This window comes from Streptomyces sp. NPDC053541 (assembly GCF_044544705.1).
In the GTDB taxonomy this organism is placed as follows: Bacteria; Actinomycetota; Actinomycetes; order Streptomycetales; family Streptomycetaceae; genus Streptomyces.
On sequence record NZ_JBITXM010000004.1, the window covers coordinates 367,345 to 381,873 of the forward strand.

A 14,529-nucleotide genomic window follows, 5' to 3' on the forward strand; every position below is an offset into this window, starting at 1 on the left:
CCTACAGCACGTAGGCGGGGCTTCCGTCGTCCGTCACCATCGGACGCCCCGCGCCCTCCCACGCCAGCATGCCGCCGTCGACGTTCACCGCGTCGATGCCCTGCCCCAGCAGATACTGCGTGACCTGCGCCGACCGGCCACCCACCCGACACATCACGAACGCCTGACGCCCGTCCGCCACGGCCTCCGTCACCTCGCCGAACCGCGCCACGAACGCACTCATCGGCACGTGCAGCGCACCCTCGACATGACCGGCCGCCCACTCGTCGTCCTCACGGACATCGAGCACCAGAGCACCGGCCGGCACGGAAGCCGCGTCGACCGACGGCAGCGGGGCGAAATTCATGAACCTGGCCTTCTCTCTGCGACACACACCGACAGCGCACACCCGCACGGGCGCACACCACCGAAACTACTGCACCAGCGCGGCAAGCTCCGCCTCACGCTCGGAGACCTGCGCCAGCAACTGCTCCGCGATCTCCTCCAGCAGCCGGTCCGGATCATCCGGGGCCAGCCGCAGCATCGCCCCGATCGCGCTCTCCTCCAGCTCCCGCGCCACCAGCGACAGCATCTCCTTGCGCTGCGCCAGCCACTCCAGCCGCGCGTACAGCTCCTCGCTCGGGCTCAGCCGCGCCTCCGGCGCCGGACCCGCCGCCCACTCCGCCGACAGCTCCCGCAGCAGCGCCTCGTCACCGCGCGCGTAGGCCGCGTTCACGCGCGTGATGAACTCCTCGCGCCGCTGCCGCTCCTCCTCGTCCCGCGCCAGATCCGGATGCGCCTGCCGCGCCAGGTCCCGGTACAGCTTGCGCACCTCGTCCGAAGGCCGCACCCGCTTCGGCGGCTGCACCGGCCGGTCCGTCAGCATCGCCGCCGCCTCCGGCGACAGCCCGTCCGAATCCACCCAGTCGTGGAACAGCTCCTCCACCCCGGGCATCGGCATGACCGCCGCACGCGCCTCCTGCGCCCGCCGCAGATCCTCCGGATCCCCACTGCGCGCCGCCCGCGCCTCCGCGATCCGCGCGTCCAGCTCGTCGAGCCGCGCGTACATCGGCCCGAGCTTCTGGTGGTGCAGCCGCGAGAAGTTCTCCACCTCGACCCGGAAGGTCTCCACGGCGATCTCGAACTCGATCAGCGCCTGCTCGGCCACCCGCACCGCCTGATCAAGCCGCGCCTCGGGCCGCTCCCCGGCACTGCCGCCCTCGGCGCCGGCTTCGGGACGCTCACCGGCGCTGTCGGCCTCGGACCGCTCACCGGCGCTGTCGGCCTCGGAGCCGGCCTCGGGCCGCCCAGCCGCCGCCGGCTCCGCGACGGGACGCCCGTCCACGCCCGGCTCCTCGGACCCGTCGGCCCTGCCCTGGTCCACGCTCACGTCCACGCCGTCCACGCCCGTCCACGTCCTCGTTCCGGCTCGTCCCATCCAGCCTACGGTCCCCTCCGGGGGCCCCTCCCCCCTCCCTCCCCCTCCCCTCCCCCCGGTTTGTTCGTTTGTGCCCCCGAGCCCGTGCCCGTGCCGCCGTGGCCGTGCCCCCGGGCCCCTGCCCCCGGGGCCGTGCCCCCGGGCCCCTGCCCCCGCCGGGCGTCGCTCAGACGCCGGTTTCGGCGGCCAGGCGGCCGGTGCGGACGGCCGTGACGAGGTCGGCGTGGTCCGCGGTGGTGCGGTCGGCGTAGGCGACGGCGAAGGCGGCTATGGCCTCGTCGAGCTCTTCGTTCTTGCCGCAGTAGCCGGCTATCAGGCGCGGATCGGCGCTGTGGGCGTGGGCGCGGGCGAGCAGGGCGCCGGTCATGCGGCCGTAGTCGTCGAACTGGTCGGCGGTGAGGGCGGCGGGGTCGACGCTGCCCTTGCGGTTGCGGAACTGGCGCACCTGGAAGGGGCGCCCGTCGACGGTGGTCCAGCCGAGCAGGATGTCGCTGACAACCTGCATCCGCTTCTGTCCGAGCACCACGCGCCGTCCTTCGTGTCCGGTGTCGTGGACGGTGAAGCCGACGGCGGGCAGGTGCGGGATCAGGGCGGAGGGCCGGGCCTCCTTGACCTGGAGGACGAGCGGCTCGCCGCGGTGGTCGAGCAGCAGCACCACGTAGGAGCGGGTGCCGACGCTGCCGGTGCCGACGACGCGGAAGGCGACGTCGTGTATCGCGTAGCGGGCGAGGAGCGGGAGCCGGTCCTCGGCGACGGTGGCCAGGTAGGGGCCGAGGGAGGCGGCGACGGCGGCTGCTTCGCGGTCGCCGACGCGCCGGAGCACGGGTGGGGCGTCGACGAAGCGTCGGCCGCCGCCCTCGGTGTCGGGCACGGCTTCGGTGGAGCGGGCCGCGAATCGGGCGCTGGTGTTGTTGCGGGCCTTCGCGGAGACGCGTTCGAGGGTGCCTATGAGGTCGCGGGCGTCGGTGTGGGAGACGAGTTCCTCGTCGGCGATGGCGTTCCAGGCGTCGAGGGCGGGGAGCCGGGCGAGGAGGCGCATGGTGCGGCGGTAGGCGCCGGCGGTGTCGAAGGCGGCGGCGCGGCAGGTGTCCTCGTCGGCGCCGGCTTCGCGGCCGGCGAGGACGAGGGAGGTGGCGAGCCGCTTGAGGTCCCATTCCCAGGGGCCGACGACGGTTTCGTCGAAGTCGTTGAGGTCGATGACGAGGCGGCCGCGGGCGTCTCCGTAGAGGCCGAAGTTGGCGGCGTGGGCGTCGCCGCAGAGTTGGGCGGCGATGCCGTTGACGGGGGAGCCGGTGAGGTCGTGGGCCATGAGGCCGGCGGAGCCGCGGAGGAAGGCGAAGGGGCTGGCGGCCATGCGGCCGACGCGGATGGGGGTGAGTTCGGGGACGCGGCCCTGGTTGGACTCCTCGACGGCGCGGACGGCGTCGGGGCGGCCGGGGACTGCGGTGAGGGTGGCGTGGGCGGAGCGGGGGACCTCGTCGCGGAGGGCCCTGCCGCGTTGTTTGGCGGTGGCGGTGGCTCCGGCGGCGTGGGGGGCGAAGCCGGGCACGCGGGGGAGGCGCGGGGTGGACGGCGGGGCGCCCTCGCCGGGCCGCCCGTCCGTGACCGTGTGCGGGTCGAGTGGGTGCGGGTCGGCCGGGTGCGGGTCGAGCGTGTGGTCGCGCGGGCCCGGTACCGCTGTCGTCGTGTCGTCCATCAGGACGTCCTCCCCCGTCGTGCGTGGTCGCGCATGTCGCGCGGACTCGGTCGAACTGGGCACGAAGGTACCGCCGGGGTCGTCGAGCCGTCTCCCCCTGTGGACAACGGCCTGTGGACAACTCCCGGCGGTGGAGGGATCAGACGCCGACGGCCTCTTCCATCTCCTCCTCGGCCTCTTCGGCGTCCTGCTCGGCACCCCGTCGTGCCTGCTCCGCGGAGGGATGCTCGGCCCGGTGCTCAGCCTGGAGCGCGGGGGTGGCGGCCGGTGCGGCGGTGGCGCGGCGGCGGTTCTCGGTGAGGGCGGCGAGGCCGACGAGGACGGCGCCGGCGAGGAACCAGAGGGTGAGGACGAGGACGTTGCGGCCGAGGGCGTGGCCGTCGAAGTAGACGTGGCCGCGGACGCCTTCGACGAATCCGGCGCCGTTCCAGAAGGCGTGGAGGGAGCCGAAGAAGCCGGGCTGGAGCTCGGGGCGGTAGATGCCGCCGGAGCTGGTGAAGTTGAGCATGACGAAGAGGACCATCACGCCGAGGGTGGTCCAGCGCTTGAGGAAGGTGTGGAGGCCGACGCCGATCAGGAGGATGCCGGCGCTGTAGAGCCAGGAGAGGGCCCAGACTCCGGCGAGGCCGTGGTCGACGAGGTGGAAGAGGGGTCCGGCGAAGACGGCGCCGATGAGGCTGACGACGAGGGACATGCCGGCGGCGAGGAGGGCCCGGAGGCGCATGGGGAGGGCTGCTCCGGCGCCGCCGATGACGGCGACGGAGGCGTAGGAGCCGATGCTGAGGGCGACGAGGAGGAAGAAGACGCCCTGGCCGGTGGGGTCGCCGGAGGAGACGGGGGCGACGTCGGTGACCTTGAGGGGCTGGTTCTGGGTGGCGGCGACCTTGGTGAAGACCTTCTCGACGGCCATGGCGCTGGTGTCGGAGCCGGCGGAGGCGACGAGGAGTTCGGGGGTGTGGCCGGGGCTGCCGGGGAGGTAGGCGCCGAAGCTGGACTGGTCGCGGAGGGCGGCGGTGGCGGCGGTGCGGTCGGGGACGGTGCGGACGTCGAGGGCTCCGGCGCCCTTGTCGTGGAGGGTCTGGGCGAGGACCTGGGTCTGGGGGCCGGTGCCGACGATGTCGACGCGGAGGTCGTGGGGTTCGGGGGCGTGGAAGGCGCCGAGGTAGGCGAGTCCCATGCCGATGCACATCAGCAGGGGGGTGAGGAGATGGCCGAGGACGTGGCGCAGCGCTCCCTTGGTGGTCGGTCCTGCGGACACCTGAACCTCCATGGTTGGCTTTTACAACTAAGTAACCGTTGTACTATACAACCGAAAGGGAGGTTCCGACCAGCGGACCGCCCGCGGCACAGGGAGCGCACCATGAGCGGCGGCGCGCGGGAGACGTCCCTCGACACCATCCAGCGGGAGCTGACGGCCTTCGCCCGTCGGGCCCGGGCGGCGGCGGCGCGGCTCCATCCGGAGCTGCCGCTGGTCTCGTACACGCTGCTCGCGCACATCGACGACCAGCAGGGCTGCCGGGCCACCGACCTCGCCGCGCACTATCTGCTGGACAAGTCGACGGTGAGCCGGCAGATCGCGGCCCTGGAGAAGCTCGGTCTGGTCGAGCGGCGGCCGGATCCGGACGACCACCGGGTGCAGGTGCTGCACCCGACCGAAGCGGGCACCCGGCTGCTGGCCTCGACGCAGGCCAGCCGGCTCGCCGCGTACGAGGAGCGGCTGAGGGACTGGTCGGCCGAGGACCTGGCCGCCTTCGCGGGCTATCTGCTCCGCTACAACGCGGCCGGCACCACCGGCTTCCCCCCGGCCCCCCATCCCACTTCCGCCCCCGAGACCTCCCCCACCCCTGCCCCGACCTCCACCGGCACGTCCGAGTCCTGACCGGGTCCTGACCGGGGGTCGTGGCCGGATCCTGGCCGGGGCCGAGGGCTACAGGTCGGCGTCGCGGGCCAGCAGGGCCGCCTGGACCCGGTTCTCGCAGCCGAGCTTGGCGAGGATGCGGCTCACGTACGTCTTCACCGTGGCCTCGCTCATGTGCAGGCGGCGGCCCGCGTCGGCGTTGGACAGGCCCTCCCCGAGCAGAGCCAGCACCTCGCGTTCGCGCTCGCTGAGGGCGGCGATCCGGTGGCGGGCCTGCTCGGCGCGGGCCGTCTCGCGGCCGGAGGCCAGCCGCTCCACGACATGCCGGGTGGCGGCCGGGGACAGATAGGCGTCGCCCGCGGCAGCGGCCCGTACCGCCCGGATCAGCTCGGCCGGTGCGGTGTCCTTGAGCAGGAAGCCGGCCCCGCCGTGTTCCAGGGCCCGCAGCACGTTCTCCCGCTCGCCGAAGGTGGTCAGGACGACGACTTTCGTCGCGGGCGCCGCCCTGCGCAGTTCGGGCAGGGCGGACAGGCCGTCGAGGACGGGCATCTGGATGTCGAGGAGGACGACGTCCGCGGCGTGGGCGCGGGCGAGGTCGACGGCCTCGCGGCCGTTGGTCGCCTCGGCGGCGACCTCGATCTCCGGGTCGGAGGTGAGGATCATCCGGATCCCGGCCCGGATCAGCGGTTCGTCGTCGGCGATGACGACCCTGATCCGCCGGCCCGCGCCGAGTCCCGTCCCCGCCCCGGCCCCGACCGCCCCGGTTCCGGCGCCCGTTCCGGCGGCGATGCCCGTTCCGGCCGCCGCGCCTGTTTCCGCCCCGCCCACTCCGACTCCCCGAGAACCCCCGCGTGCGTGCCTAGCGCACGACTTCGTACGTCTTCTTCTCGATCAGCTTGCCGTCCTTGAAGCAGAACCGGAAAACCGGCTCCTTCTCCAGGTCGTCGCTGACCTGCGTGCTCATGAGCACGAGGCAGCTGGAACCCTCGGGCTCCTCGGGGCCCTTGCCGTGCAGTCCGCTGGTGGCGATCGTGTCACCCGAAGGGAGCCGGTCGCGGACCGCCTGCTCGCTCTCGCCGACCTTCACCGCGTCGTACTGCGCGGGCTCGATCATGCCCTTGGAGACCGAGCCCATCAGGAAGTAGATGCCGAAGCCTCCCGCCACGAGCAGCAGCACCAAAGCGGCGAAGGCTATGCCGCAGCCGATCGCTATCCCGCTGCCCGTGCTCCGGCCCGTGCCCCTGCCCGCCTGCATCGCCATCGCCAACTCCCGTTCGGCCACCGTCCAGCCGGCCGGTCCGACTGCGACGGGACCACGGTGCCGGTGCGGCACCCCCTTCGACTGCTGCCGGAAGTCGTCGGCCGCATCGACGAAAGGCGCGACGTCCGGGACGAAGGCGGGGGACGGGTACGGGACGGGGGCGGCCTCGGTGTCCGGGAGAGGCGCGAAGGGGTCGACGTAGGGGGTCGCCTCCACCGCCCCGTACGGCAGGACCCCGGCGACCCGGAAGCCGCCGCCGTCCGCCGGGCCGGCGTGCACGATGCCGCCGACCAGCCGGGCCCGCTCGTGCAGCCCGGTCAGGCCCTGCCCGCCGCTGACGACGCCCGAAGCCGCCTCCGTCGCCTCCTCGTTGACCACCTCGACGACGAAAGCGTCCGGCTCGTACCGCACTTCGACGCTGATCGGGGCGCCCGGCGCGTGCTTGTAGGCGTTCGTCAGGCCTTCCTGGACGATCCGGTACGCGGCGTGGTCCACGGCCGGTGCGAGCGTCCGGGCCTCGCCGCGCCGGGTCAGGCGGATCGTGGTGCCGGCGGCGCGGGCGGCGGTGACGAGCCCCTCGATGCCGGCGGTCCCCCGCGCCGCCCGCCCCGTCTCGTCGCCGGGCCGCACCGCCTGCCCGCCCGGACCGGTGTCGGCGGGTGCCTCCACCCCGTCGCGCAGGATGCCGACGACCTCGCGCAGCTCGTGCATGGCGTCCATGGACGCGGCCCGCAGCACCCCGACGACCTCCCGCTGCCGGTCGGTCAGGTGCGGGTCGACTTCGAGGGCCCCCGTGTGCACGGAGATCAGCGCCAGCTGGTGCCCGAGGCTGTCGTGCATGTCCTGGGCGATCCGCTGCCGCTCCCGCATCCTGGCCTGCCCGACGAGCATGGCCCGCTCGCGCAGCAGCTGCACGTTCCGCTCCTGCAGCGCGTGCAGCAGGGTCCGGCGCTGCGTCCAGTAGCGGTGGGCGAGGCCCGGCGCCAGCGTCGTCCCCAGGAAGTAGAGGGTGGAGATGAACGTCAGCGTCAGGAACCGGTGCAGGTCCCAGGCCTCCACGAGGGTGCCGAGGACGTTCAGCGCGTAGGCGGCGGTGAACGCGGCGAGGGCACGACCGGCGCCGACGATGTAGCGGCCGGCCGACCAGCCGACGAGGATCAGCAGCGCCAGGAAGCCCGGCACGAGCGGGGTGCACAGCGACGTGCCGATCAGCACGGATGCGGGCAGCCGGCGCCGCAGCAGCACCAGCAGCGCCGCTGCCACGGCCACGCCGGCCAGGCGCCAGGGCCCGGCGCCCGTCAGGTCCTCGGTGCCCGCGGCCAGCAGCGCCACGACGACGGCGAGCACCAGCTCCCCCGCCGTCCTGCGCCGCGACCACTGCCCCGGCACCGCGAACCACCGCCACCCGGCGCCGAGCCACGCCACACCGGTCCGGAAACTCGTACGAACGTCCACGCTCGCAACATAGGGGCCCGACCGCCCGCCCCGCCGTCCTCTTTCGTCGCTCTCCCCACCGACGAAGGTCGCGGCCTCATCGCCACGGACAGACACCGTGGCTTACCTCACACCCCACCGCCCCCCACAGAGAAACAGAGAAAGAAAGCGGGGAAACGCGAATCGGTCGGCATCGTGATCACGATGCCGACCGATTCGACTGGTGCGCGAGGGGGGAGTTGAACCCCCACGCCCTTGCGGGCACTGGAACCTGAATCCAGCGCGTCTGCCTATTCCGCCACCCGCGCATTGGGTGGTCTCCCGGCTCCCTCCCCTTTCGGTTCGTTCGCCTGGCGACATCTGAAGATTAGCACGTCGCAGGCCGTGGATTCACATCCGTTCTCGCGGCCCCGGTTTCGACCCCTCGCGCGCAGACCAGGAGAAGACCAGGAGAGAGGAGGACGGGCCGACGGACGGACGGACCGACGGACGGACGGGCCGACGGACGGAGAGGACGAGAGACGAGAGGTGAGGCGGGGAGGCGGGGAAGTGGGGGAGGAAGGGATGGGAAGGCGGGACGTGACGCACGGGGCCCTCCTGCTCCGGGGCCGGGTGCGGGACACTGTCCACAGGCCGCCTCTACGATCCGTGGGGGAAGGCGCGCGGAAGGTCTGTGAGAGGTGACACTCGTCCACAGGGCAGAGAAGGGGAACCAGCCGATTTCCCGACGCGTGGATACGATCAGTAAGCAGTACGAGGACGACACCGAAGGAGGAGGTGCCCCATGGGAGTCCTGAAGCGGTTCGAGCAGCGACTCGAAGGTCTGGTCAACGGCACCTTCGCCAAGGTCTTCAAGTCCGAGGTCCAGCCCGTCGAGATCGCCGGCGCGCTCCAGCGCGAGTGCGACAACAACGCGACGATCTGGAACCGGGAGCGGACCGTCGTCCCCAACGACTTCATCGTGGAGCTGAGCGCGCCGGACTACGAGCGCCTCAGCCCCTACTCGGGCCAGCTCGGCGACGAGCTCGCCGGTCTCGTACGGGACTACGCCAAGCAGCAGCGGTACACCTTCATGGGACCGATCAAGGTCCACCTGGAGAAGGCCGAGGACCTCGACACCGGTCTGTACCGGGTGCGCAGCCGCACGCTCGCGTCGAGTTCGTCACAGTCGGCGCCGCAGGCGCCCGGGCAGCCGCCCGCCGGCCCCGGCGGATATCCGGCCGGACCGCAGGGCGGCCCGCAGCCGCCCCGCGGCGGTTACGGGTACCCCCCGGCCGGCGCCCCGCCGATGCCCGCGGCCCCGCCGCCGGGCGCCCCGGCGATGCCCGGACACCGTCCGACGGCGCCCGCGGCCGCCCCCGGCGGGCAGCCGCGCCGCTGGATCGAGATCAACGGCACCCGTCACCAGATTTCCCGCCCGACCATGGTTCTCGGCCGCTCCACCGACGCGGACGTGAGGATCGACGATCCCGGCGTCTCGCGCCGGCACTGCGAGATCCGGACCGGAACGCCCTCGACGATCACGGATCTCGGGTCCACCAACGGCATCGTGGTGGACGGGCAGCACACCACCCGCGCTACGCTCCGCGACGGCTCGCGGATCGTCGTGGGCAGCACCACCATCGTTTACCGGCAAGCCGAAGGGTGAAGCGGGGGCAATGTCAGAGCTGACCCTGACGGTCATGCGGCTGGGTTTCCTGGCCGTTCTGTGGCTGTTCGTCATCGTGGCCGTCCAGGTCATCCGCAGCGACCTGTTCGGCACGCGGGTCACCCAGCGCGGCTCGCGCCGCCAGGACGCGCGGCCGCAGGCGCAGGCCGGGCGGCAGGCCGCCGCGCCCCCGCAGCAGCGGGGCGGGCAGCAGGCCGCGCCCGCCGGCCGGCAGCGCCGCGGCGCGCCGACCAAGCTCGTCGTCTCCGAGGGCACCCTCACCGGCACGACGGTCGCCCTGCAGGGCCAGACCATCACGCTGGGCCGGGCCCACGACTCGACGATCGTGCTGGACGACGACTACGCCTCCAGCCGGCACGCCCGGATCTACCCGGACCGGGACGGTCAGTGGATCGTCGAGGACCTCGGGTCCACGAACGGCACGTATCTCGACCGGACCCGCCTGACCACCGCCACCCCGATTCCGCTGGGCGCGCCGATCCGCATCGGCAAGACCGTCATCGAGCTTCGGAAGTAGTGCTGCATCATGAATGAGCGCGAGCGGAGCGAGCGCGGGCTCCCGACCGGAGGGTGGGCAGTGTGGCTCGAGACCGGCGGCACCCCGACACGGCGCCGACAGGGCAGGTGGGCATGAGCTTGTCACTGCGTTTCGCCGCGGGCTCGCACAAGGGCATGATCCGCGAGGGCAACGAGGACTCCGGTTACGCCGGTCCGCGGCTGCTCGCGATCGCCGACGGCATGGGCGGCCAGGCCGCCGGTGAGGTGGCCTCGTCCGAGGTGATCTCCACCCTGGTGACGCTCGACGACGACGTCCCGGGCTCCGACATCCTCACCTCGCTCGGTACGGCGGTGCAGCGCGCCAACGACCAGCTGCGGATGATGGTCGAGGAGGACCCGCAGCTGGAGGGCATGGGCACCACGCTCACCGCCCTGCTGTGGACCGGCCAGCGCCTCGGTCTGGTGCACGTCGGCGACTCCCGCGCCTACCTGCTGCGCGACGGCGTCCTCACGCAGATCACGCAGGACCACACCTGGGTGCAGCGGCTCGTCGACGAGGGCCGGATCACCGAGGAGGAGGCGACCACCCATCCGCAGCGTTCGCTGCTGATGCGGGCGCTCGGCAGCGGCGACCACGTCGAGCCGGACCTGTCGATCCGCGAGGTGCGGGCCGGCGACCGCTATCTGGTCTGCTCCGACGGCCTGTCCGGGGTCGTGTCGCACCAGACGCTGGAGGAGACCCTCGCCAGCTACCAGGGCCCGCAGGAGACCGTGCAGGAGCTGATCCAGCTCGCGCTGCGCGGCGGCGGCCCCGACAACATCACGGTGATCGTCGCCGACGTCCTCGACGTCGACGGCGGCGACACCCTCGCCGGCCACCTCAGCGACACCCCGGTGATCGTCGGCGCGGTCGCCGAGAACCAGGCGCAGCTGCACGACGGCGGTGCCATGCACACGCCCGCCGGCCGCGCCTCCGGCCTGGGCCGGCCCGCCCCGCACCAGCAGCCTCCGGCCGGTGGTTTCGGCCCGCCCGGCAGCGGCGACGACCACGGCTACGGCGGGATGCCGCCGCAGGGCTCCTTCGGCTCGTACTCCGAGGACGACTTCGTGAAGCCGCGCACCGGCCGCAAGTGGCTGAAGCGCTCCTTCTTCCTGGTCCTGGCGCTGGCCGTGGTGGGCGGCGGGGTGTACGGCGGGTGGCGCTGGACGCAGACCCAGTACTACGTGGGGTCGAAGGACGAGCACGTGGCGCTGTACCGGGGCATCAGCCAGGACCTGGCGTGGCTGAAGCTGTCGGAGGTGGAGAAGGACCACCCCGAGATCGAACTCAAGTACCTGCCGGCGTACCAGCGCAAGCAGGTCGAGGACACGATCGCGGGCGGCAGCCTCGGCAAGGCGCAGGCCAAGATCTCCGAGCTGGCGCTGCAGGCCTCGGCCTGCAAGAAGACCGAGCAGCGGCAGAAGGCCGCTGCGGACGCCGCGGACCGGGCGAGCACCAAGCCGCCGACGACCGAGGGCGCCGCCGCGCCGAACCCGAAGCAGACCACGCCCGCGCCGTCCCCCGGACCGACCCTGTCCGCTGAGGAGCAGAAGCTGGCCTCGAACTGCGGCAAGCAGTAAGCAGACCCGTAGGGGGCCTTTCACCACCATGAGCGTTGTCACCAACACGACCACCATCGGCGCCATCGAGGCGCCGAGCCGCCGCAACACCGAGCTGGTGCTGCTCGCGATCGCGGTCGCCATCCCCGTCTTCGCGTACCTCAACGTCGGTCTGGCGATCGACGGGAAGGTGCCGGCGGGCATGCTCGGGTACGGGGCGGGGCTGACCCTGCTCGCGGGCGTCGCGCACCTCGTGGTGCGCAAGTGGGCGCCGTACGCGGACCCGCTGCTGCTGCCGCTGGCGACGCTGCTCAACGGCATGGGTCTGGTGCTGATCTGGCGCCTGGACCAGTCGCCGCGGCTGATCTCGCTGGCGAAGCGTTCGTACGGGGCGTTCAGCCCGTCCGCGCCGAACCAGATGATGTACTCGGCGATCGGCATCGCCATGTTCGTGGGCGTGCTGCTGCTCCTGAAGGACCACCGGGTGCTGCAGCGCTACACGTACATCTCCATGGTGGTGGCCCTCGTCCTGCTGCTGCTGCCGCTCGTGCCGGGGCTCGGCGCGGACGTCTTCGGCGCCAAGATCTGGATCCGGGTCGGCGGCTTCTCCATCCAGCCCGGTGAGTTCGCCAAGCTGGTCCTGGCCGTGTTCTTCTCCGGCTACCTGATGGTGAAGCGGGACGCGCTGGCGCTGGCCAGCCGCCGTTTCATGGGGCTGTACCTGCCGCGCGGCCGTGACCTCGGCCCGATCCTGACGATCTGGGCGGTCAGTCTCCTCATCCTGGTCTTCGAGAACGACCTCGGAACCTCGCTGCTGTTCTTCGGCATGTTCGTGATCATGCTGTACGTGGCGACGGAGCGGACCAGCTGGGTCGTCATGGGTCTGCTGATGTCCTCGGCCGGCGCGGTGGTCGTCGGTTCGACCGCGAGCCACGTGCAGTCCCGCGTCCAGGCCTGGCTGGACCCGTTCGAGTGCCTGAAGACGGCGCCCGAGGGCTCCAACATGGCGTACGCCTGCGACCAGATGACGCAGGTGCTGATGTCCTTCGGCTCCGGCGGCATCCTCGGCACGGGCCTCGGCAAGGGCAATTCGGACCTCATCCAGTTTGCCGCCAATTCCGACTTCATCTTCGCCACCGTCGGCGAGGAGCTCGGTCTGGCCGGCGTCATGGTCTTCCTGCTGTTCTACGGGCTGATCATCGAGCGTGGTGTGCGCACCGCCCTCGCGGCCCGCGACCCGTTCGGCAAGCTGCTCGCGATGGGCCTGTCCGGCGCGTTCGCGCTGCAGGTCTTCGTCGTCGCCGGCGGTGTGATGGGCCTCATCCCGCTGACCGGTATGACGATGCCGTTCCTGGCGTACGGCGGTTCGTCCGTGATCGCCAACTGGGCGCTGATCGGCGTGCTGATCCGGATCAGCGACACCGCGCGCCGCCCCGCGCCGTCCCCCGCCCCGAACCCCGACGCCGAGATGACGCAGGTGGTCCGTCCGTGAACAAGCCGCTGCGCCGAGTCGCGATCTTCTGCGGCCTGCTGATCCTCGCCCTGCTGGTGCGCGACAACTGGCTCCAGTACGTGCGCGCCGACGAGCTCAACGCCCACCCGAAGAACAAGCGGGTGACGATCGAGCGCTACGCCAGCGAGCGCGGCAACATCATCGTCGACGGCAAGCCGATCACCGGGTCGAAGGACTCCGGCGACACCTTCTACAAGTACACGCGCACCTATGTCGACGGCCCCATGTGGGCGCCGGTGACGGGCTACGCCTCGCAGGCCTTCGACGCCAGCCAGATCGAGAAGATCGAGGACGGTATCCTCACCGGCAACGACGACCGGCTGTTCTTCGACCGCACGCTGGCGATGTTCACGGGCGAGAAGAAGCGCGGCGGCGACGTCGTCACCACCCTGAGCGGGGCCGCGCAGAAGGCCGCGTTCAAGGGCCTCGGCTCCAAGACGGGCGCGGTCGTGGCGATCGAGCCGTCGACCGGCAAGATCCTCGCGCTCGCGTCCACCCCGTCGTACGACCCGGCGTCCTTCGCCGGCTACCACGACGCGGACGCCAAGGCCTGGCAGTCGCTGGAGAAGGACAAGAACAAGCCGAAGCTGAACCGCGCGCTGCGCGAGATCTACCCGCCCGGCTCCGTCTTCAAGGTCGTCACGGCCGCGGCGGCGCTGGAGAGCGGCAAGGTCACCGACATCAACGCGCCGACCGACACCCCCGAGGGCTGGAAGATCCCGCTCTCCACCAAGGAGATGGTGAACCACGCCGGCGGCTGCGCGAACGCGAGCCTGAACCGGGCCCTGGAGGTGTCCTGCAACTCGGTCTTCGCGAAGCTCGGCGACGAGATCGGCGTCGAGAAGATGAACGAGATGGCCGAGAAGTTCGGCTTCAACAACGAGCAGTTCGTGCCGGTCCGGGCCGTGGGCTCGGTCTTCGACAAGAACGCCGACCGCGGCGGCAACGCGATGGCCTCGATCGGCCAGTTCAACACCGCGACCACCCCGCTGCAGATGGCCATGGTCACGGCCGCGATCGCCAACGACGGCAAGCTGATGAAGCCGTACATGATCGACAAGCTGGTGGCGCCGAACCTGGACGTCCTGGAGCAGAACGAGCCGGAGGAGCTCAGCCGCCCGGTCTCCCCGGAGACCGCGCAGAAGCTCCAGCAGATGATGGAGAACGTCGTCACCAACGGCACCGGCGGCAAGGCCGACCTGGAGATGGACGGCGTGAAGGTCGGCGGCAAGACCGGTACGGCGCAGCACGGCGAGAAGAACGCCAAGCGCCCCTACGCCTGGTTCATCTCGTACGCGAAGACCTCCCAGGGCTCTCCGGTCGCGGTCGCCGTGATCGTCGAGGACTCGGCGGGCACCGCCCGTGAGGACATCAGCGGTGGCGGCCTGGCGGCGCCGATCGCCAAGGCCGTGATGAAGGCGGTGCTGAAGACCAGGAGCTGATCTTCCGGACGTACGGCGCCGGTTCCGGTGACCGGCGCCACGCCCGGGCCCCGCCGTGTACCGGTCGGGTATCAGGTGGCGGTCGGCGGACGAAGCGCTTCCCCGTGGCCGGTAGCGTATGCGCGGACAGCACACACCGCCG

At 71.9% G+C, this 14,529-nt stretch carries 12 protein-coding genes and 1 tRNA gene; 6 read left to right on the top strand and 7 right to left on the bottom strand.

Annotation, left to right across the window (positions count from 1 at the left end; all coding sequences use genetic code 11):
* Position 1: 1 nt before the first annotated feature.
* From ACIGW2_RS12230 to ACIGW2_RS12245, 4 genes are all read right to left on the bottom strand, one after another.
* Complete coding sequence (locus ACIGW2_RS12230) at positions 2 to 346, bottom strand: rhodanese-like domain-containing protein (RefSeq protein ID WP_356066602.1); 345 nt, start codon at positions 344 to 346, stop codon at positions 2 to 4.
* 66 nt (positions 347 to 412) lie between these two features.
* Positions 413 to 1,417: a hypothetical protein gene (locus ACIGW2_RS12235; protein WP_391654037.1), complete on the bottom strand. Its 1,005-nt coding sequence runs from the start codon at positions 1,415 to 1,417 to the stop codon at positions 413 to 415.
* A 166-nt stretch (positions 1,418 to 1,583) separates the two neighbouring features.
* Positions 1,584 to 3,113, bottom strand: a complete 1,530-nt coding sequence (locus ACIGW2_RS12240) for a DUF2252 domain-containing protein (protein ID WP_399843166.1) — start codon at positions 3,111 to 3,113, stop codon at positions 1,584 to 1,586.
* 139 nt (positions 3,114 to 3,252) lie between these two features.
* Positions 3,253 to 4,371: a hypothetical protein gene (locus ACIGW2_RS12245; RefSeq protein ID WP_391654035.1), complete on the bottom strand. Its 1,119-nt coding sequence runs from the start codon at positions 4,369 to 4,371 to the stop codon at positions 3,253 to 3,255.
* A 102-nt stretch (positions 4,372 to 4,473) separates the two neighbouring features.
* Here ACIGW2_RS12245 and ACIGW2_RS12250 point away from each other — a divergent pair, with 102 nt between their 5' ends.
* Positions 4,474 to 4,992, top strand: coding sequence for a MarR family winged helix-turn-helix transcriptional regulator (locus ACIGW2_RS12250; RefSeq protein ID WP_391654034.1), 519 nt, complete (start codon positions 4,474 to 4,476; stop codon positions 4,990 to 4,992).
* Between the two features lie 48 nt (positions 4,993 to 5,040).
* Here the strand turns inward: ACIGW2_RS12250 and ACIGW2_RS12255 are convergent, their stop codons facing one another.
* The 3 genes from ACIGW2_RS12255 to ACIGW2_RS12265 form a co-directional block, all read right to left on the bottom strand.
* Positions 5,041 to 5,685, bottom strand: coding sequence for a response regulator transcription factor (locus ACIGW2_RS12255; RefSeq protein ID WP_356066749.1), 645 nt, complete (start codon positions 5,683 to 5,685; stop codon positions 5,041 to 5,043).
* A 145-nt stretch (positions 5,686 to 5,830) separates the two neighbouring features.
* Positions 5,831 to 7,687 carry a sensor histidine kinase gene (locus tag ACIGW2_RS12260; protein ID WP_391654033.1) on the bottom strand — a complete coding sequence of 619 codons (1,857 nt, stop codon included), beginning with the start codon at positions 7,685 to 7,687 and terminating at the stop codon, positions 5,831 to 5,833.
* Positions 7,688 to 7,887: 200 nt separating this feature from the next.
* Positions 7,888 to 7,974: transfer RNA gene (locus ACIGW2_RS12265), tRNA-Leu, on the bottom strand.
* Positions 7,975 to 8,450: 476 nt separating this feature from the next.
* Here ACIGW2_RS12265 and ACIGW2_RS12270 point away from each other — a divergent pair.
* The 5 genes from ACIGW2_RS12270 (at position 8,451) to ACIGW2_RS12290 (ending at position 14,387) form a co-directional block, all read left to right on the top strand.
* Complete coding sequence (locus ACIGW2_RS12270) at positions 8,451 to 9,314, top strand: FhaA domain-containing protein (protein WP_391654032.1); 864 nt, start codon at positions 8,451 to 8,453, stop codon at positions 9,312 to 9,314.
* Between the two features lie 10 nt (positions 9,315 to 9,324).
* Positions 9,325 to 9,852, top strand: a complete 528-nt coding sequence (locus tag ACIGW2_RS12275; protein WP_356066654.1) for an FHA domain-containing protein — start codon at positions 9,325 to 9,327, stop codon at positions 9,850 to 9,852.
* 113 nt (positions 9,853 to 9,965) lie between these two features.
* Positions 9,966 to 11,453 carry a Stp1/IreP family PP2C-type Ser/Thr phosphatase gene (locus ACIGW2_RS12280; RefSeq protein WP_399843171.1) on the top strand — a complete coding sequence of 496 codons (1,488 nt, stop codon included), beginning with the start codon at positions 9,966 to 9,968 and terminating at the stop codon, positions 11,451 to 11,453.
* 28 nt (positions 11,454 to 11,481) lie between these two features.
* Positions 11,482 to 12,924: an FtsW/RodA/SpoVE family cell cycle protein gene (locus tag ACIGW2_RS12285; protein ID WP_361578512.1), complete on the top strand. Its 1,443-nt coding sequence runs from the start codon at positions 11,482 to 11,484 to the stop codon at positions 12,922 to 12,924.
* A complete protein-coding gene (locus ACIGW2_RS12290) occupies positions 12,921 to 14,387 on the top strand; it encodes a peptidoglycan D,D-transpeptidase FtsI family protein (RefSeq protein ID WP_391654030.1) in 1,467 nt (488 codons plus the stop codon). Before ACIGW2_RS12285 ends, ACIGW2_RS12290 begins: the two co-directional genes overlap by 4 nt.
* The last annotated feature ends 142 nt before the right edge of the window (positions 14,388 to 14,529 follow it).

Coding starts and splice junctions, on each gene's coding strand:
- ACIGW2_RS12280 (WP_399843171.1), top strand. CDS start 9,966: ATGAGCTTGTCACTGCGTTTCGCCGCGGGCTCGCACAAGGGCATGATC.
- ACIGW2_RS12235 (WP_391654037.1), bottom strand. CDS start 1,417: ATGGGACGAGCCGGAACGAGGACGTGGACGGGCGTGGACGGCGTGGAC.
- ACIGW2_RS12250 (WP_391654034.1), top strand. CDS start 4,474: ATGAGCGGCGGCGCGCGGGAGACGTCCCTCGACACCATCCAGCGGGAG.
- ACIGW2_RS12270 (WP_391654032.1), top strand. CDS start 8,451: ATGGGAGTCCTGAAGCGGTTCGAGCAGCGACTCGAAGGTCTGGTCAAC.
- ACIGW2_RS12240 (WP_399843166.1), bottom strand. CDS start 3,113: ATGGACGACACGACGACAGCGGTACCGGGCCCGCGCGACCACACGCTC.
- ACIGW2_RS12230 (WP_356066602.1), bottom strand. CDS start 346: ATGAATTTCGCCCCGCTGCCGTCGGTCGACGCGGCTTCCGTGCCGGCC.
- ACIGW2_RS12285 (WP_361578512.1), top strand. CDS start 11,482: ATGAGCGTTGTCACCAACACGACCACCATCGGCGCCATCGAGGCGCCG.
- ACIGW2_RS12275 (WP_356066654.1), top strand. CDS start 9,325: ATGTCAGAGCTGACCCTGACGGTCATGCGGCTGGGTTTCCTGGCCGTT.